Source organism: Kineosporia sp. NBRC 101731 (assembly GCF_030269305.1).
GTDB lineage: Bacteria > Actinomycetota > Actinomycetes > Actinomycetales > Kineosporiaceae > Kineosporia.
The window spans coordinates 336,810-354,054 of record NZ_BSTC01000006.1 but is presented as its reverse complement, the minus strand read 5'-3'; the positions used below and the strand labels follow the sequence as shown (position 1 = coordinate 354,054).

18 protein-coding genes are annotated in these 17,245 nt (G+C 68.3%); 1 reads left to right on the top strand and 17 read right to left on the bottom strand.

Annotated features, from left to right (window positions below; all coding sequences use genetic code 11):
* The first annotated feature begins 201 nt into the window (after positions 1–201).
* Complete coding sequence (gene bldD, locus QSK05_RS19460; RefSeq protein ID WP_052532919.1) at positions 202–699, top strand: transcriptional regulator BldD; 498 nt, start codon at positions 202–204, stop codon at positions 697–699.
* Between the two features lie 362 nt (positions 700–1,061).
* Here the strand turns inward: bldD and QSK05_RS19455 are convergent, their stop codons facing one another.
* From QSK05_RS19455 to QSK05_RS19375, 17 genes are all read right to left on the bottom strand, one after another.
* A complete protein-coding gene (locus tag QSK05_RS19455) occupies positions 1,062–2,810 on the bottom strand; it encodes a GGDEF domain-containing protein (protein ID WP_285598673.1) in 1,749 nt (582 codons plus the stop codon).
* A gap of 203 nt (positions 2,811–3,013) precedes the next feature.
* On the bottom strand, positions 3,014–3,427 hold the full coding sequence (gene nusB, locus QSK05_RS19450) for a transcription antitermination factor NusB (RefSeq protein ID WP_285598672.1): 414 nt from the start codon (positions 3,425–3,427) through the stop codon (positions 3,014–3,016).
* A gap of 38 nt (positions 3,428–3,465) precedes the next feature.
* Positions 3,466–4,026 carry an elongation factor P gene (gene efp / locus QSK05_RS19445; protein ID WP_285598671.1) on the bottom strand — a complete coding sequence of 187 codons (561 nt, stop codon included), beginning with the start codon at positions 4,024–4,026 and terminating at the stop codon, positions 3,466–3,468.
* 95 nt (positions 4,027–4,121) lie between these two features.
* On the bottom strand, positions 4,122–4,562 hold the full coding sequence (locus QSK05_RS19440) for a type II 3-dehydroquinate dehydratase (RefSeq protein ID WP_285598670.1): 441 nt from the start codon (positions 4,560–4,562) through the stop codon (positions 4,122–4,124).
* Positions 4,563–4,572: 10 nt separating this feature from the next.
* Complete coding sequence (locus tag QSK05_RS19435; RefSeq protein WP_285598669.1) at positions 4,573–5,277, bottom strand: Uma2 family endonuclease; 705 nt, start codon at positions 5,275–5,277, stop codon at positions 4,573–4,575.
* Between the two features lie 5 nt (positions 5,278–5,282).
* The gene (locus QSK05_RS19430; protein ID WP_285598668.1) at positions 5,283–5,852 is read right to left on the bottom strand and encodes a Uma2 family endonuclease; all 570 of its coding nucleotides are present in this window, start codon (positions 5,850–5,852) and stop codon (positions 5,283–5,285) included.
* A gap of 150 nt (positions 5,853–6,002) precedes the next feature.
* The gene (gene aroB / locus QSK05_RS19425) at positions 6,003–7,085 is read right to left on the bottom strand and encodes a 3-dehydroquinate synthase (RefSeq protein WP_285598667.1); all 1,083 of its coding nucleotides are present in this window, start codon (positions 7,083–7,085) and stop codon (positions 6,003–6,005) included.
* Positions 7,078–7,602, bottom strand: a complete 525-nt coding sequence (locus tag QSK05_RS19420; protein WP_285598666.1) for a shikimate kinase — start codon at positions 7,600–7,602, stop codon at positions 7,078–7,080. Before QSK05_RS19420 ends, aroB begins: the two co-directional genes overlap by 8 nt.
* Positions 7,599–8,825 (bottom strand): chorismate synthase, encoded by a 1,227-nt coding sequence (aroC, locus tag QSK05_RS19415; RefSeq protein WP_285598665.1) that lies wholly within the window; start codon positions 8,823–8,825, stop codon positions 7,599–7,601. Before aroC ends, QSK05_RS19420 begins: the two co-directional genes overlap by 4 nt.
* A gap of 144 nt (positions 8,826–8,969) precedes the next feature.
* A complete protein-coding gene (locus tag QSK05_RS19410; protein WP_285598664.1) occupies positions 8,970–9,890 on the bottom strand; it encodes a hypothetical protein in 921 nt (306 codons plus the stop codon).
* A gap of 16 nt (positions 9,891–9,906) precedes the next feature.
* Positions 9,907–10,731: a PilN family protein gene (locus QSK05_RS19405; RefSeq protein ID WP_285598663.1), complete on the bottom strand. Its 825-nt coding sequence runs from the start codon at positions 10,729–10,731 to the stop codon at positions 9,907–9,909.
* A complete protein-coding gene (gene pilM, locus QSK05_RS19400; protein ID WP_285598662.1) occupies positions 10,731–11,780 on the bottom strand; it encodes a type IV pilus assembly protein PilM in 1,050 nt (349 codons plus the stop codon). The genes QSK05_RS19405 and pilM overlap by 1 nt, the downstream gene beginning before the upstream one ends.
* A 204-nt stretch (positions 11,781–11,984) precedes the next feature.
* Positions 11,985–12,791 carry a prepilin peptidase gene (locus tag QSK05_RS19395; protein ID WP_285598661.1) on the bottom strand — a complete coding sequence of 269 codons (807 nt, stop codon included), beginning with the start codon at positions 12,789–12,791 and terminating at the stop codon, positions 11,985–11,987.
* Between the two features lie 175 nt (positions 12,792–12,966).
* Positions 12,967–14,526: a hypothetical protein gene (locus tag QSK05_RS19390; RefSeq protein ID WP_285598660.1), complete on the bottom strand. Its 1,560-nt coding sequence runs from the start codon at positions 14,524–14,526 to the stop codon at positions 12,967–12,969.
* Positions 14,527–14,627: 101 nt separating this feature from the next.
* Positions 14,628–15,320 (bottom strand): PulJ/GspJ family protein, encoded by a 693-nt coding sequence (locus QSK05_RS19385; RefSeq protein WP_285598659.1) that lies wholly within the window; start codon positions 15,318–15,320, stop codon positions 14,628–14,630.
* Positions 15,317–16,594 carry a prepilin-type N-terminal cleavage/methylation domain-containing protein gene (locus QSK05_RS19380; RefSeq protein WP_285598658.1) on the bottom strand — a complete coding sequence of 426 codons (1,278 nt, stop codon included), beginning with the start codon at positions 16,592–16,594 and terminating at the stop codon, positions 15,317–15,319. The genes QSK05_RS19385 and QSK05_RS19380 overlap by 4 nt, the downstream gene beginning before the upstream one ends.
* A gap of 120 nt (positions 16,595–16,714) precedes the next feature.
* The gene (locus QSK05_RS19375; RefSeq protein ID WP_285598657.1) at positions 16,715–17,224 is read right to left on the bottom strand and encodes a type II secretion system protein; all 510 of its coding nucleotides are present in this window, start codon (positions 17,222–17,224) and stop codon (positions 16,715–16,717) included.
* Positions 17,225–17,245: the final 21 nt, after the last annotated feature.

The following is a 17,245-nucleotide window of genomic DNA, read 5'->3' as shown; positions in this document are numbered from 1 at the left end:
CCTTCTCCGCCTCACGGGACGGATCGTTAAAGGACTGGTCGCTGATGGCGTTTTGAAGCGCCTTTAGGCCCCCGGAGGCTACCAGCCGGTGACCGGCCGTGTAGCTGGGACCCTCTTCGCCTACGCCGAGTGGCGAATTCCTTCGAAAACTTTCCCAATGTGACTTGACGGAGTCAGTGACTCTCCGTGACTATCATCGGCATGGCATCTGATTACGCCAGGGCGCTCGGCGCCCGCCTGCGTGGGATCCGCACCCAGCAGGGGCTGTCCCTTCATGGGGTGGAAGAGAAGTCCGAAGGTCGCTGGAAGGCGGTCGTGGTCGGATCGTACGAGCGCGGCGACCGGGCGGTCACGGTTCAGCGACTCGCGGAGCTCGCTGATTTCTACGGCGTCCCGGTCCAGGCTCTGTTGCCTGACGCGGCTCCGACGGGGAGCAGCGAGCCCCCGCCGAAGCTCGTGCTCGACCTCGAGCGGCTGCAGTCCGTCCCGGCGGAGAAGGCGGGCCCCCTGGCCCGTTACGCGGCGACGATCCAGGGTCAGCGCGGCGACTACAACGGCAAGGTCCTCTCGATCCGGACCGATGACCTGCGCACGCTCGCGGTGATCTACGACGTTCCGCCGGCTGTTCTGGCCGAGCAGCTGATCACGTGGGGGGTCCTCAACGCGGACGCCCGCCGCGCGGTCGCCACGGAAGACTGATCCAGGAATTCCGGGAACGCTGCGTACGGCACCACCTCCGCCCCGAGTGAGGGAAGGGCGGAGTTCCACCGCAGAGGACGCCGGGGCGGCCGGCGTCCTCGACCCAACCCGTTCCACCTAGCGTTCCACCCGAACCACCAATGATGTGGCGGTGCGAGCAGCCCCTGGTCTGTGAGAGGACCTAGGAGCGGCTGGCACCGTCACATCACGCTTTCCGGGCCTCTTCCGGCCTCTTCCGGCCTCGTCCGGCCTCTTCCGCCCTCATCCGGCCTCTACGGCCCAGGAGACCGCGAAGGCGACGGGAGCCACCCACGACCACCACATCGTCCTCAAGCGGCCCCTGAGGGCGCTCCCAGGGCCTCCTAGGAGGCTTCCTTGCCCACGCGGCCGGGGTACGACTCGACGCGGTTGCGGCCGGCCCGCTTGGCCCGGTAGAGCCGCTCGTCGGCCCGGTCGATCAGGGCCCGCACGTCGTCACCGACCACCAGGTCGCACACACCGATGCTGATCGTGACGCGCAGTCCCGGCCGGACCACGGACCAGTCGTGATCCTGCACACTGCGTCGCACCCGCTGACACACGTCCACCGCCGCCTGCTCGGTGAGATCGGTCAGGGCGATCAGGAACTCCTCGCCGCCCAGACGCCCCACCAGGTCGCCGCCGCGGCTGGAGCGCTGCAGCAGAGACGCCAGGGCCACCAGCACCTCGTCACCCACGGAGTGACCCCAGGTGTCGTTGACGTGCTTGAAGTGGTCGATGTCGACGACCGCCAGGCTCAGCGGGCGGCCCTGCGCCACCGCCTCGTCGATCAGCCGGGGCAGTTCGTGCTCGATGTGGTGCCGGTTGGACAGCCCGGTCAGCGAGTCCGCGTTGGCCCGCCGGTCCAGATCGGCGGCGAGCTTCTCGAGCGCCTGGATCTCCACCTCGAGAGCCCGGCTGCGCTCGCGGTACAGCTGCGACTCGGTGCGGGCGTCCGCGGCGTCGAGGCGGGCGTGGTCCACCTCGACGAGCTGCTCCAGGCGCCGGGCCCGGGTGGCGGCGACGGCGGACGTCACCTGGCGCTCCAGCGCCGTGAACTCCTTGTAGTGGTGCAGAGCTCCCTCGAACTGCCCCGTCGCCTCCAGTGCGCGCGACAGCTCCTGGGCGATCTCCATCCGGGTGGACAACTCGCCCATCGCCGTGGCCCGGCCCAGCGCGACCCTGAGCTCGCCGACGGCCTGCTCGGCGTCGCCGCGCTCCAGCAGCACGAAGGCGCCGTGGTGCAGCGTAGCGACCTCCATGGCCTGGAATCCGTGCTCCACGGCGATCCGCCGGGCCTGCAGGATCGCGGCCAGACCGGCCCGCGTGTCACCCGACAGGGCCAGCAGCATGCCGTGGTTGTCCCAGGCCAGCGACTGCCGGTACGGCGTGCCGGAGGTGGGGTGCTGGGACAGCTCGAGGGCCCGCACCGAGTGGTCGAGGCCGTCGCGCAGCGCTGTGGCGGCCTCGGTGGTGCCCGGGCCGCCTTCGGCCAGCAGCCGCCGGTACAGCCCGATCGAGTTGTCCGCGATGTTGTTGACGATGCAGAAGCGGGCGTCGACGTTCAGGCTCGACGCCAGTTCCAGGGCCCGCAACTGGAAATCCTTGGCCCGGGCGAAATCCTGCATGCCCGAGTGCACCACGGCGATCCGGTTGAGCACCCAGAACAGCAGCTGCCGGTCGTTCAGCCGGGCGGCCACCTCACGGGCGACGGCCAGGCAGTTCAGCGCCTCTTCGGAGAGCCCCAGCTCGTTCAGCGCCAGGGCCTGCACGACCAGGATCTCGCCGAGCCCGGTCTCGTCGTTCAGCGCCCGCAGGGCCTGGGCGGCCTGGTCGCAGACGTCGCTACAGCGCTCGTTGTCGCCGGCCCGGCTCAGGTGACGGGCCAGCAGCCCCAGTGCGGTGGCCTCGGCCCGCCGGTCGCCGAGCCGGCCCGACAGCCCGATCGCCTCGCGCGAGAGTTCGATACCCCGCTCGCAGCGGCCGTTGTCCAGGGCGGCTACGGAGGAGGACAGCAGCTCACCGAGACGCACCGCCTCGTCCGGGCGCCGGTGCGTGGGAGCACCGGCGCGCAGGCTGTCGGACGAATCCATCGCGCCCCCTCCACACCAGACGAGCACCGACCCTGACACCAGCAGGAGCCAAGTACCGGCTCCATCGGCAGTGAAGGTGACACGCTACAGAGGTCCTGGGCAGGAATGATGTCTCTGTGTGCGCGTTTCTCGCACCCGGCGTCCCGGAAACGCCTGAACGGCGTAACCGGTGATGACGCTGTGAGAGGGCGGACGGGTGTATCTCAGGAGGACGACGTCTTGACCTCGAGCAGCCGGGCCAGAAGACCGTTGACGAAGTTCGGCGAGTCATCGGTGGACAGCGTGCGCGCCAGCTCGACCGCCTCGTCGATCGCGACCGCGTCGGGCACGTCGTCGTTGTAGAGCAGTTCCCAGGTGCCCAGCCGGAGCACGGCCCGGTCGACCGCGGGCATGCGGTCGACGGTCCAGCCGTGCGAGTACGTCGACAGCAACTCGTCGATGCGTCCCGTCTGTGCGGTCACGCCCTCGACCAGCTGCACCGTGTACTCCGGGAGCGCCCGGTTCGGGTCCTCGTCGTCCTTCCGCCCAGCCATGATCGTCAGCGGGTCGTCCCCGCGGACGTCGGCCTCGAACAGGATGTCGAGAGCCCGCTTCCGGGCCTTGCTCCGTGCTCCCATGCGCTTGTGCTGCTCGCTTCCGGCTGTGGTGACGGCGGTCAGTTGACGCGACCGAGGTAGTCACCCGAGCGGGTGTCCACCTTGACCTTGGTGCCGGTCACGACGAAGAGCGGGACCTGGATCTCGGCCCCGGTCTCCAGGGTGGCCGGCTTGGTGCCGCCCGTGGAGCGGTCGCCCTGCAGGCCCGGCTCGGTGTAGCTGATGAGCAGCTCCACCGAGGTCGGGAGCTCGACGTACAGCGGAGTGCCGTCGTGCGTCGCGACCACGGCCTGGTCGCTCTCCAGCATGAAGTTCGCCGCGTCGCCGACCGTGGCCGCCGGGACGTGCAGCTGGTCGTACGTGTCGTTGTCCATGAAGACGAAGTCTTCGCCGTCCTTGTACAGGTACTGCATGTCGCGCTTGTCGACGTTCGCCGTCTCCACCTTCGTGCCCGCGTTGAACGTCTTGTCGACGACCTTGCCGTTCAGCACGTGCTTCAGCTTGGTGCGCACGAAGGCGGGCCCCTTGCCGGGCTTCACGTGCTGGAACTCGACGACGGCCCAGAGCTGCCCGTCGAGGTTCAGCACCAGGCCGTTCTTCAGGTCGTTCGTCGATGCCACGTGTGGATCTCTCTCGTCTGCAAGCGGACGCGCGGGCCGGGGGTGCCGCCCGCGCGATGGTCTGGAGTTCGGTGAAGTCTAGCCTCTGCGCGAGGTCACGCTCGCGCGGCGACCGCCCGCAGGGCCAGCAGGTAGCCCTCCCGGCCGAAACCGGCGATCGTGCCCGTCGACACCCCGCCCACCACGCTGTTGTGCCGGAACACTTCTCGGGCCGCCGGGTTGGACAGGTGCACCTCGACCAGCGTCAGCCCGGCCTTCGTCACCATCGCGCAGGCGTCGCGGATCGCATAGGAGTAGTGCGTGAAGGCGGCGGGGTTGAGCACCACGTGGGCCCCCGCGTCCACGGCCCCGTGCAGCCAGCCGATCATCTCCGACTCGTCGTCGGTCTGCCGGACCTCCACCTCGAGCCCGAGTTCCTGGCCCTGCTGGACGCAGGCCTTCGCCAGGTCGGCGAGCGTGTCACTGCCGTAGACGTCGGGCTCCCGGACGCCGAGGCGGCCGAGGTTGGGGCCGTTGAGGACGAGGACGGTGGTCATGGGGGCGAGATTAGCCCTCGTCGGTGAGGGGGAACCGGCTGGTGTCGATGACGATCGGGACCGGATACGGAACCGTGATCAATTCTCCGTACGACACTTGGACCGCCTTCAGGTACTCGTCACCGCTGGGCTCCGTGAACAGGGTGACCCTGCGGTTGTCCTGGTCGACCGGATCAATGAGCAGGTACTGGGGAATGCCACCCTTGGCATAGGCGTGGTACTTCGTTTCACGGTCATTGTCGAAGTTGCTGGGCGAGGTGACCTCAACGACCAGAATCGCATCTTCCGGATGCACTACCCCAGCCGCCGCGTCCGTGCGCACTACCAGGAAATCAGGAACGAAGGCCCCTCCCTTGGCGGTCACTCCGATGCCGGACGTCTGGAGCACGAAATAGTCGTCGCCCACTGCCCGTTCCAGGATCTTGGACAACCAGCCCGTCGTACGGGTGTGCCGCGGTCCCGGCGGCGGAGTCATCACTGCCCCTTCTTCGGTCACCTGGACGAGCAGGAAGCCGTCCGGAATGTCTACCGAGTTCCACATGTCAAGGATCCGCGCCCACGCCTGCGGATCGGTAGCGGTCTGCGTCATCCGGGAACCTCCCTTGCCCTGGCCGGGGACAGTGCGACGACGATCAGCGTAGCCCGCACCGTTCCGGTAGTCGGCGGAAAGCGCCATGGCGAAACCCTCCTCAGCTTCGAGAAACGACAGGTGCATGCCGATCAGTCCGTTTCCGGCACGGGGAATGTGGCCGTGCTGATCACCATGGGCAGCGGATCCCGGAGGGCGACCGGTTCACCGAACGGCACCCGCACCGAATCCAGGTAGCCGTCTTCGGCGGGGTCGGTGTGGAGCGTGACCGTCGGGCCGCCCGGATCGTGTGCGTCGATGAGCAGGTACTGCGGTACGCCGCCTTTCGCGTAGGCCCGCAGTTTCCGGTTGCGCGAGGCGACGGCACTTCCGGTGTTCGTGATCTCGACGGCCAGGAGCAGCTGGCTCATCGGGATGCGGAGGACATGCCCGTTCACGGCATCCCTCGGCGCGACGCACAGGTCAGGGACGAAGATCCCGGCCTTTCCCAGCGACACCGGGAATTCCTGCTCCAGAGCGAAGGAATCGCCCAGAGACGCGCGCCGCCAGTGCCTGATCAGCTCGTCGACGATCACCGCGTAGGGCGATTCCAGTACCGGATAGACCAGCATCTCGCTCACCGTCACGTGCGAGAGCCGCCACCCCTGCGGCACGTCGACCTCTTCGTAGGCCTTCAACACGTCCAGCCAGGCCAGCGTCATCGCGATCCCCCTTCTGACGTTCTCGCGGCAACACGACCACAATACCCGATAATCCCGAAAGGTACGGCGAAAAACCAAACAGTCGGAGACGTCCAAAACAGTGATGCCGCCCCGGACCGAAGTCCGGGGCGGCACCGAAAGCTGGTACGACTACTCGCTGATCAGCCGGTAGGCCTCTTCGAGCAGGGCCGGCTCGGGGCCCTCGAGACGCCCGGGGGCGGCGAGGCCGTCGAGCACGATGAAACGCATGAGGTCGCCGCGGTTCTTCTTGTCGCGGCCCATCGCCGTGACCAGGGCGGGCCACCGATCGCCGCGGTAGGTGCGCGGTAGACCGAGGCTCGCCAGGGCGGCGCTGTGCCGGGCGACGAGTTCGGGCGGGGTGCGGCCGGCCAGCTCGCCGAGGCGGGCGACGTACATCATCCCGACCGCGACGGCCTCGCCGTGCCGCCAGGTGTACTGCTCGACCTGCTCCACCCCGTGCGCGAAAGTGTGCCCGTAGTTGAGGAACTCGCGCTCCCCCGACTCCTTCAGATCGTTCGTGACGACCTTCGCCTTGACCGCGATCGCGCGCTCGACGAGCTCCCGCAGCACGTCCGAGTCCCACGACGTGGCGGCGGCCGGATCACGCTCGACCAGGTCGAGAATGGCCGGGTCGGCGATGAAGCCGCACTTCACCACCTCGGCCAGGCCGGCCACCAGGTCGGCGTGCGGCAGGGTGCGCAGCGCGTCCAGGTCACAGATCACGGCGCGCGGCGGGTGGAAGGCCCCGACCAGGTTCTTGCCCTCGGCGGTGTTGATGCCGGTCTTGCCCCCGACCGCGGCGTCGACCATGCCGAGCAGCGTGGTCGGCACCTGCACCACCGCGACGCCCCGCAGCCAGCTGGCGGCGACGAAACCGGCGAGGTCGGTGACCGCTCCCCCGCCCAGCCCGACGACCGCGTCGGAGCGGGTGAAACCGGCCTGCCCGAGCAGCGCCCAGCACATGGTCAGCGTCTCGGCGGTCTTGGCGGCCTCGCCGTCGGGCACCTCGATCAGCAGAGGACGCAGGCCGGCGTCGGTGAGCTGCTGGTTCACGGTGCGCCCGAGGGCCCGCAGCGTGCGCGGGTGGACGATCGCGACCCGGGTGACCTGCGGGCCGAGGGCGGCGGGCAGGTCCGCCAGCACGCCGGACCCGATGGTGACCTCGTACACCTCGTCGCGACCCACGGTGATCTTCGTGGCGGTGTCAGTCAACGGTGCTCTCCTTCAGCTCGAGTGCTGAAAGGACCGCCTCGGTCACTTCTTCGGGGGTGAGCCCGTCGGTGGCGACGCGGTGGGTGGCGATCTGCGTGTAGATCGGCCGGCGGTGGTCCATCATGATCGTCCACTGGGCGCGGGGATTGCCGAGCAGCAGCGGACGGTCGCGGTTGAAACCGACCCGCCGCGCGGCATCGGCGATACGCACGTCGAGGAAGATCACGGTGTGCCCGGCCAGCGCCTCCTGCGTGCGCGGGTCGAGCACGGCGCCGCCGCCCAGGGCGAGCACTCCACCGTGCTCGGTCAGGGCCTGGGCCACCGCGGCGTGCTCCAGCTCGCGGAAGTGCGCCTCCCCGTCATCGACGAAGATGTCGGCGATGGTGCGGCCCGTGCTGGCCACGATGTCCTCATCGGTGTCGCGCACGGACAGCCCCAGCCGCTGCGCGAGTGCGTGCGCGACCGTCGTCTTCCCGGCCCCGGGCGGGCCGATCAGGATGGCGATCGGACGGTTCACCGGATGTCCGACCGCTGGAGCTCGGGGATCGACTCCAGGTAGCTGCGCACGTTGCGGGCCGTCTCGGGAACGCTGTCACCGCCGAACTTCTCGACCAGGGCCTCGGCCAGCACCAGGGCCACCATCGCCTCGGCCACCACTCCGGCGGCCGGCACGGCGCAGACGTCGGAGCGCTGGTGGATCGCGACGGCCTTCTCACCGGTGGCCACGTCGACCGTGTCCAGGGCCCGGGGCACCGTGGAGATCGGCTTCATCGCGGCGCGGACCTTGAGGATCTCGCCCGTGCTCATGCCGCCCTCGACGCCACCGGCGCGGTCGGTGCGGCGGCGCAGCAGACCGTCGTCGCCGCGCTCGATCTCGTCGTGCGCCACCGTGCCCCGGCGGGCAGCGGTCCGGAAGCCGTCACCGACCTCGACGCCCTTGATCGCCTGGATGCCCATCAGGGCCCCGGCCAGCCGGGAGTCGAGGCGGCGGTCCCAGTGCACGTGGCTGCCCAGGCCCGGCGGCAGACCGTAGGCCAGCACCTCGACCACACCGCCGAGGGTGTCACCGGCCTTGCGGCAGTCGTCGATCTCGGCGACCATCGCCGCGCTCGTGGGCCCGTGGAAGCTGCGCATCGGGTCGGCGTCAAGGGCCTCGACGTCGTCGGGGCCGGGCAGCGGCGCGTCGTCGGGCGTGCCCACCGGACCGACCGAGACGGTGTGACTGACCAGCCGGATGCCCGCGGCCTGCTCCAGGAAGTTCGCCGCCACCTGGCCGAGCGCCACCCGGGCCGCGGTCTCGCGGGCGGAGGCGCGCTCCAGCACCGGACGGGCGTCGTCGAAGCCGTACTTCTGCATGCCGACCAGGTCGGCGTGGCCCGGCCGGGGCCGGGTCAGCGGGGCGCTGCGGCCCTGACCGTCCAGCGGCTTGTCGTCGGGGTCGTCGGTGAGATCCGTGACCAGCGGGTCGGCCGACATCACGGACTCCCACTTCGGCCACTCGGTGTTGCCGATCTGCACCGCGAACGGGCCGCCCTGGGACACGCCGTGGCGCAACCCCCCGGTCACCCGCACCTCGTCCTGCTCGAACTTCATCCGGGCGCCGCGGCCGTAGCCCAGCCGGCGCCGGGCCAGAGCGGCCTGGATCTGGGAGGTAGTGATCTGAACACCGGCCGGCAGCCCGTCGAGGACGCCGGTCAGCAGGGGGCCATGGGACTCGCCCGCAGTGAGCCAACGAAGCATGGAGTGATACTCCCACGACCCTGGCCGGACTCAGGAAACAGGCGGGGCGGCCACGGCGTGCTGCGCAGCTGATGGCAGCTGATGGCAGCTGATGGCAGCTGATCGCCGCCGGTGAACGTGTTCCCGGCTCCTGGACAACGGCGATCACGGGGACGTTATTGCCGTCTGGGCGGTCGCGGTGGCGGAGGTGGTGGGAGTTGCCGCGCTCCCCACCGCAGCATCGGCAGCATCCTTCTTCACGTCCTCCAGCGACGACGACCCGTCCAGGAGGACGTAGATCTGCCCGGTGATCGAGAGCGAGGCCTCGTCGGTGGCTACCGCGGCATCAGTAGCCGTCGCGTCCGTGCCACTGCCGGTGCCGCTCGTGGCTCCGGTCGTGGGGGTGGCGTCACTGGTGGCCGTGCCCCCTTCGTTCCCTTTCGACGTGGCCGTCGGTGTATTGGTCGCCGCCGTGGTCGCGGCCTCGGAGATCGAAGCGCCCGAAAGACTGGTTCCGTCGGCCGCAGCACTTTCCGTGGCGGTGGTGCTCTGCTCGGACAGCGCCAGAGCCGTGATCAGGTACGTCCGGTCGATCTTGGTCTGAAGCAGACGAAGGAACTGCACCGTCTCGTAGTAGTCGCCGGACAGGCTGAGGCCCATCGGGATGGCCACCAGCGTCCCCGCAGTTGCCGTCGTGGTCGTGGCCGCCGTCGTGGAGGTGGCCGTGTCACTGGCGGTCGCCACCACGGGCGCGCCCGGGGTGATGGTGGAGAGATCGACACCGCTCTGTGCCTCGATGCTCTGCAAGGTACGGACGAACTCCGGGATGCCCGCTCCCGGCGTGAGCTGCTGGGTGATCTCCGCCAATTTCGCTTTCTGCGCGGGCAGATCGGCGGCCTGGCTCTCGAGCTGGGCGATCTTGATCTGTAGCAGCGAGGCCTGACTGTCCGACTGCGTGGCCTGATCCCGCAACGCAGTGGTGTCGGACCGGCGGGGAGCGATCAGCAGGAACCACCCCAGCAGGAGGAGAACCACGCAGATGGCTGCTGTCCCGAAAGACCAGCGAGCCGTCCGGTTCGCGAGCATCAGTGTCCTTCGTTCGTCAGTTGGTCGAGGAGGTCGAGGAGGCTGAGGAGGTCGGGTTCGATCCCGAGCCGCCGGTGCCGGACTGATCTGTCCCGGTCGTACCGTCGGAGGACTGCGCCGTGGAGTCCTGGGCCGTATCCGTGCCGTCGGTCTGGTAGCGCCCCGACAAAGCATCTTCGGTCATGACGACCGAGGTCGAGAACGTCATCCCGCCGGTATCGGCGGCCCCCGCCATCGACGCGCTGGAGAGGGTCGCCCCCGTCAGGCCACCGACCTTGGCTATCGATTCCATCCAGGCGGAGGCCTGGCTGTATTCGTCGCCGGTCCCGGTGAACTGGATCGAACCGATGCCACTGGGGGTCAGGACATCGGTCGTGCTCGTTCCGGTGGAAGCCGCGTCGGTCACACTGAGCGTGACGGTGATCCCCTGCAGTTCCACACCGGTGGGCCGGGCCCGATCGATCTGGGTGAGGTAGCGGTACCAGCGAACATCGGAGGAGTAGATCGAGGTCCGCGCCGCTTCGGCCGCGGCGATCTGCGCGATGACCTGCGGCACCGAGGCGTATTCGGTCTGCTTCTCCTGGAGTTTGGTGACCCGGGCCTGCGCCGCGTCGGCCTCGGCCTGGGCGTCGTCCACCGCCCTCGTCTCGATCACGGTGCCGGCCCCGATCGCCCCCACGACCAGGATGATCACCCCGGCCAGGACCATCTGGGTACGCCGGAACGAGCGGCCTTCGAGAATCTCGACCGGCAGCAGGTTGACCTTCGGGACCGGCGCCCAGCTGACCGATTTCGGCCCGGCCGCGACGGCCGGCGCCACCTGGGTGGTGGGCTCGCTCATCAGATCGCCCCCAGCGCGAGCCCGACCGGGACCGCGGCGAGCGGCTTGATGAACTCGATCTGCTCGGCGTCCAGACCGGTGCGGCCCAGCTTCAGCGGCCAGAACGGGTCACCGAGCACGACCGGCAACCGGGTGCCGGCGGCCAGTCGTTCGGCCAGGCCTTCGAGCCGGGAACCACCGCCGGAGATGACAATTCGTTCCACGTGCTGTGCCGGTGAGGAGGCCGCGTAGTAGTCGAGCGAACCCCGGATCTCGTCGACGAAGTCCTGCGCGGTGGCGGCGACGGTACGGGACACCATCTCCATCTGGTCGCCGGAGGCCCACTGCGCGAAGTTCTGCTTGAGGCCCTCGGCCCGGTCCAGCGGCACACCCAACTGCTCGGACACCGCGTCGGTGACGTCCTGACCACCCATCAGCAGGATGCGGACGAACCGCGGCACGCCGGCCGAGTGCACCACGATGTTGGTGACGCGCGCGCCGACGTCGATGAGCGCCTCGGTCCCGACCGTGAGGTCGGTCTGGCGGCCCATCGCCCGCAGGACGGCGAACGAGGTGAGGTCGACACTCTCGACCCGCAGGCCGGCCTTCTCGGCGCACTGCACGTTGCGCAGCACGGTGTCCCGCTGGGCGGCGACCAGCAGCCCTCGCAACTGGCGGGCCCCCTCCTCACTGGTGACCTCTTCCAGCGGAAAGAAGTCCAGCACCGAGTCCTCCACCGAGATCGGCAGGAAGTCGGCCACGTGGAAGGCGAGGCTCTTGCGCAGCTCGTTCTGCTCCATCCAGGGCAGATCGAGCTGACGCACGATGACCCGCTGGTTGGCGACCCCGAGCACCACTCTCTTCGCCCCGAAACGCGTTGCTGACCAGAGGGTCTTGATGGCTGCGGTGACTGCCTCCGGGTCTACCACCTCGCCGTCGCGAACCGCTCCCTCGGGCAGGACGACCTGCCCGAAGCGATCCAGCGTGACCCCGTCGCGTCCGAAGGACAGCTCCACGGCGCGGACGACCGAGGTACCGATGTCCAGTCCGATGGCCGTGCGTCGTGCCATGCCTTCAGTCCCTTCCCGTGGGGAGCGTGGTGCTGGTGATGCTTGGTAGACGCGTCCGTTGCGTCGATCGCCCAAAAGCGTGATCGGGAAGGGTGAAGCCGGGCTTGAGTCTCAACGGCAGGTATACGTGTGGGTCACTTTTGGGTGACGGCCAATCGGGGACGCACGAACGCTCGCGTCCGGGTGTCCGGGAGCCGGAAGGGCTCAGCGCAGGCCGTTGAGCCGCAGGTACCAGTCGACCAGCGGATATCCCCGGACCAGCCCCAGCCAGGCTCCGGCGAGCATGAACGGGCCGAACGGGATCATGCTCTTGCGCGTCGCACCGGCGAAGGCGATGGCCGCCAGTCCCACGACGGCACCGATGACGAAGGCCGCGAAGCCACCGACGACGGTCTCCTCCCAGCCGTAGAAGCCCAGGTAGAGCCCCAGCACTCCGCCGAGTTTCACGTCGCCGAAGCCCATCCCGTTGGGGTGGATGAACATCAGCGCGAAGTAGAAGACGTACAGCGAGACCCCACCGATCACGGCCCCGATCAGACGGCCGGGCTCCCCCTCGGCGAGCGCAGCCAGGACCAGCAGCGCCGCCGCGATCGGGTAGGAGGGCAGTACGACGGTATTCGGCAGCCGGTGCACGTCGTAGTCGATGACAGCCAGGGCGATGCTGATCGCCGCGAGGAAGAGCAGCGCCGGCACCTCCCACGACCAGCCCTTCCAGGCCACCACCGCGGCGAAGGCCACGGCCGTGACGGCCTCGATCACCGGGTAGCGCAGGCTGATCGGCTCGTCGCAGCACCGCGAGCGCCCCCGCAGCAGTAGCCAGCTCAGCACCGGGATGTTGTCGAACCCGCTGATCGGCTTCCCGCAGGTCGGGCAGGCGCTGCGCGGCGTGACCACGGAAAGGCCCTCGGGCACGCGAATGATCACCACGTTGAGGAACGAGCCGATGAGCAGCCCGAACCCGGCGGCCACGACGGCGAGCACGACGACGGGCAAGGAGTCGGACACGATCACCTACAGACCGTACCGCCCCACCATCTTTGCGTGACCCGGTTCAGTTGTCGATGATCTTCGACAGCTCGGAAAGCAGCTCCGGGGCCCCCGGGGCTCTGCTGGTGCGACGGGGCTGTGCTGGTGCGACGGGGCTGTGCTGGTGCGACCGCCCCCGCACCAGCATCCCGGTCCTGCATCATCCGTCGGTGACGCGCAGGATCTGGAACGGCGCGTTGGCCGCGTTCAGGAAGTACGGGGGCTGTGTGTAGGTGAGACGTGGGTCGTAGACATAGTTCTTCACATACCCGGTGGAGATGACGTTGCCGCTACCGGTTCCGACCGGCCCACGAAACTTCTGGGCGATCGCCCCGTACATGTTCAGCGTGCCGAGTGCGTTGCCGTTCGCCCAGTTCTGCACGACGAAGCTGTGCCGGAGCGCGAGGATCGCGGCCTGGACGGTGTTGACCGAGCTGGAGGCGTAGAGATTGTTCGTGGTGTTGACCCTCAGCGGGTGGTAGATCCAGACGCAGTTCCCGGCGATCAGCCCGATGACGTTCGTGCCGTTGGTGGCATCCGGTTTGAGATCGCCCACCACCACGACATCGTCCGCACCGGCAACGGTGACCTGTGCGTTGGCCGTGCCGGAGACGAAGGCGGTGCCCCGGGTACAGGCATAGTTCGTGCTGCTGCCCCAGGCCGCGGCATTGGTCGTGCCCGGCGTGTACCTCTCGTTCGCGGCCGGGTACCCCACGGTGCCGATGGTGCACGACCTGGTCGAGGAATCCACATACACCACCGGGGGGATCGTGAGGGTCTGCTCGACCCCCGGGGTGGAGGTGTTGTAACAGCGCGAAGGAATGCTGGATCCGGTGGTCGACGGGCTGAGCACCTTCATCGTCGTGCCCTGCAGAACGATGCGGGTGGCGCCGGTGTAGTAGCAACCGGGACCCACGTCACCGTCACCGTCGACGTCCGGGGCCACGCTCTTCAGCAGCTCGTTGTTACTGGTGGGCAGAGTGACACTCGCCGCGTACCGGGGCGGGTTCGGGGTCAACGGGGCGGACTGTGTACCCCACCAGGTCTTGGTTCCCCGGGCCATCCCCGATGTCGCGGGCCACGAGGTCTCGGTCTTCAGCTCGGTGAAGTTCACCTGACCGTTGATCTGCAGGGCGTCGTTGGAGTGCAGCGGACCGTGGACCGTGTCGTTGGCCCCCCACTGGATCGCCGAGCAACCGCTCGTCGGCCGGGCCGCGGCATCCGTGGTGGCGTAGTAGTAGTTGGCGCAGGCACTGGACTGGCCCGTGAGGTCCGGATCGACCACCTCGTAGTCCGTCAGGTAGACGTAGTTCAGCACGCCGGCGCGCTTGAGTTCGGCGGTCACGGTGCGCCGCACTGTGCCGGCGTTGGCGAAAGCACCGCTGGACCCGACGACCCGGATCCGGATGATGCCGGCCGCGGTGGTCTCGTCCGCGGTACTCAGCACCGAGTAGGAGTAGCGGGCGGCCGTCGAGCTCGCGCCACCGGTGCCCTGGACCGGCTGGCCGGCCGAGGTGAAGGCCGCGTTGGTGGTGTCGCTGTCGCCGCGCTTCCAGTAGTTGTCGTCCGCGTTCAACCGCGAGATGTACTCGTCGACCCCGGCCAGTGCCGCCTGCTCGGCCGCCTTGGCATCCTGGTCGCGACGCGCCGGCCCCGTGGCGTTCAGGGTGTAGGCCAGCGCCGTGAGCAGGAACAGACTCAGCACCGCGATGGTGATCACTACCGCAACCAGCGCGAACCCGCGATCCTCGGAAGACGTCCTGCGTAGGATCTGCTGAACTGACGCATGCCTGATCACGTTTCGGCCCTTCCTGGATCGCATTACGAGTCGCTGTTGCTGTCGTCGGCCACCAGATTGGTCAGGGAGACCCGGTCGGTCAGCGGTACCGCGGTGACATTCTGGTTGGCCGCGGACCGAACGCTGATGTCCATGCCGATGCTGCGTACCTGCTGACGATCCGTCAGGCTCAGCCCGGTTCCGGCGATCAGTGCCGTGTCGGTGACGGCGGAGACGTAGTAGGAGAAGGTCGGTCCCGTACTCGTCCGGGCCAGACAGGTCGTGGAGGCACCCGTGTTCCAGGTCATCGTGCCGTCAGCCGCCACGGTCGCCGGCGTCAGGGTCTGATTGATGCAGGTGCCGTCGTAGGCGTAGCGCACCAGCGTGGGGTTCGGCGCGGTGTACGCCGTCGAACCCGTGCGGTTCAGCAACGCGTAGAACGTGATCTGCGCGGACGCCGCCGACACGATCGCGGCTTCCTGACCGGCCGGTTTGTACGCGACCCGCAGGGAACGGGTCATGGCTTCCATGGTGATGCGGGCATCAGCGGTGGTACTGGTCTTGACGCTGATCGTCGTGACGCCACGAATCGTGCTGATGAACACCACTCCGATGGCGATCATCAGGACCGAGGCGATACCCATGGTCACCGAGAGCTCGGCCAGGGTCAGCCCAGCATCGCGGGACTTCTTGTCGCGGAATCGGTCACGCCGATTCAGCAACCAGGCCCGGCTCACTGCGCCACCGTCAAGGATGCGGTGGCGGTACGTGCGGCGCTCTTCACCGTCACGGACTGGGAAGCCGTGCCGACCCCCAGATTGAGCAGGTTGAACGAGGCACTGACCGTCCAGGTGCCGTACGGCAGGAGTACGGTCGTATTGCCGGAGACCGTGACGGACGTGTACGACTCACCGGAGGTGCAACCGGTCGCGCCGGCATGGGTGTACGTCACCGTGCGGTCGGCGGGTACGGCGCCGTTGGCCCGCCGCACGTTCACCGTGACGGCGCCCATCGGGATGGCGACCGTCGCATTGTTGGCCGAGGCCTGGCGAACGTCCACCAGGGCCTGCGACGGATCGCTCTCGGTGCAGGTCCCGGCCTTGACCGTATAGTTCTCCGGGAACAGGTGCTGGAGCTGACCGGGCAGGCCGGTCCGGCAGGCCGAGGTGCTCGACATGGTGCATGTGCTGCTGACCGTGGTCTCGCTGAGGTAGGTGTTACCGATCCGGATCGGCAGACCGGCCGGCTGGACGAAACTGCCGACGGGCGAGTCGAGGGTGACGTTGATGGTGCGCTCGGCGTCGTACAGCAGGGTGCTGCGGGTGACCACGCCGATCGCCAGGCTGACGGTCGGCGACCGCGCGACGGTGGTGTTGGCTGTTCCGACGTAACCGGTCTGCCCGACCGAGACCGAGTACGACCCGCTGATGAGATTGGCGAACACGACGCAGCCGTCGTCGCCGGTCACCTGGCTCTGGGTCGTTCCGGTCAGGGTGGCCGTGATCCCGGAGACCGGCAGGCCGGTCGCACCGGTGATGAGCACGGCCAGCGTCGCCTTCGTGCCGTCGGTGGGACCGATCCCGACGGCGCGGAGCACGTCACCGGTGACCGGTTTGACCGAACCCATGTTCGGCCAGGTCACCCAGACCCGGACCAGCTTGTAGGCCAGCGACGAACCGGTGCTCTGGCAGACATTGGCGGTGGCGTTCGAGGTCAGGTAGTTGGCGTCCTGAACGATCGAGTACGTGGTGTCGCCGACCACTTCCGTGCTGTTGACCCGACCGTTGGTGATCTGTGCGGCAGTCTGCCCACGGGCAATCTCCAGCCTCTCGTTCACCAGGTTCGCCGCCGTGGTGCGCCGGATGTTGTCGCCGGTGACCTGGCCGGAGCTGATGAAGATCCGCAGGACCGCGACGGTGCCGACCGAGAAGATCGCCATCGCGATGATCACCTCGAGCAGCGACATCCCGGCATCGGTCGCGTGCAGGCGATACTTCCGCACGAAAGTCACTACCAGTCAATCCTTCCGGAAATCCGCCACGGCTTCTTCGCCGGCGCCGACATGGCCGAAGGGCCGGCCGGGAGGTCCGGCCGGCCCTTCGCCCTCAGGTCCTGAAGCGCCAGGACTGCATCACGGCGCGATGGCAGAGGAGCAGTTTCCCTGCTCCAGACCGTTCTGGGCGGAGAACTTCCAGAACTTCTGGCTTCCTCCGTCGTTGTAGACGGCGAGGCACCAGGCACTGGAGGTCCAGCCGCTGGCGGTGTACGACGTGACCCCGGCCTTCATGGTGGCGGTGAGGGCAGCTTCGGCCAGACCGTAGCTACCGGTGCCGAGAATCACGACGCCACTGCTCTGCTTGCCCACGTCGTTCGACCCGATGGTGTACCGCCCCGGCGCGGCCACCGTGCCCTGCGTGATGGCGGGGACCGTGCTGCCGTCGACGTAGTAGGACGAGAGTTCCTTGCCGAGTGCGGAGACGTCCGACTTCGCGGCGCTGTCCTGTGCCTTCTTACGCTGGCTGAGGAAGACCGGGATCGCGATGGCAGCCAGGATGCCAATGATGATCATGACGACCAGGAGTTCGATCAGGGTGAAGCCCTGATCCTTCTCCTTCATCGACTTGTGGATGCGAGCGAGCATCGAGTGCTCCTTCTGGTCTGA

What these genes read in the sequence shown, in the direction of transcription:
- aroC (WP_285598665.1), bottom strand. Translation starts at nt 8,825, where the DNA reads ATGCTTCGTTGGCTCACTGCGGGCGAGTCCCATGGCCCCCTGCTGACC.
- bldD (WP_052532919.1), top strand. Translation starts at nt 202, where the DNA reads ATGGCATCTGATTACGCCAGGGCGCTCGGCGCCCGCCTGCGTGGGATC.
- QSK05_RS19405 (WP_285598663.1), bottom strand. Translation starts at nt 10,731, where the DNA reads ATGAGCGAGCCCACCACCCAGGTGGCGCCGGCCGTCGCGGCCGGGCCG.
- QSK05_RS19440 (WP_285598670.1), bottom strand. Translation starts at nt 4,562, where the DNA reads ATGACCACCGTCCTCGTCCTCAACGGCCCCAACCTCGGCCGCCTCGGC.
- QSK05_RS19430 (WP_285598668.1), bottom strand. Translation starts at nt 5,852, where the DNA reads ATGACGCTGGCCTGGCTGGACGTGTTGAAGGCCTACGAAGAGGTCGAC.
- QSK05_RS19410 (WP_285598664.1), bottom strand. Translation starts at nt 9,890, where the DNA reads ATGCTCGCGAACCGGACGGCTCGCTGGTCTTTCGGGACAGCAGCCATC.
- pilM (WP_285598662.1), bottom strand. Translation starts at nt 11,780, where the DNA reads ATGGCACGACGCACGGCCATCGGACTGGACATCGGTACCTCGGTCGTC.
- nusB (WP_285598672.1), bottom strand. Translation starts at nt 3,427, where the DNA reads ATGGGAGCACGGAGCAAGGCCCGGAAGCGGGCTCTCGACATCCTGTTC.
- QSK05_RS19435 (WP_285598669.1), bottom strand. Translation starts at nt 5,277, where the DNA reads ATGCACCTGTCGTTTCTCGAAGCTGAGGAGGGTTTCGCCATGGCGCTT.
- QSK05_RS19455 (WP_285598673.1), bottom strand. Translation starts at nt 2,810, where the DNA reads ATGGATTCGTCCGACAGCCTGCGCGCCGGTGCTCCCACGCACCGGCGC.
- QSK05_RS19375 (WP_285598657.1), bottom strand. Translation starts at nt 17,224, where the DNA reads ATGCTCGCTCGCATCCACAAGTCGATGAAGGAGAAGGATCAGGGCTTC.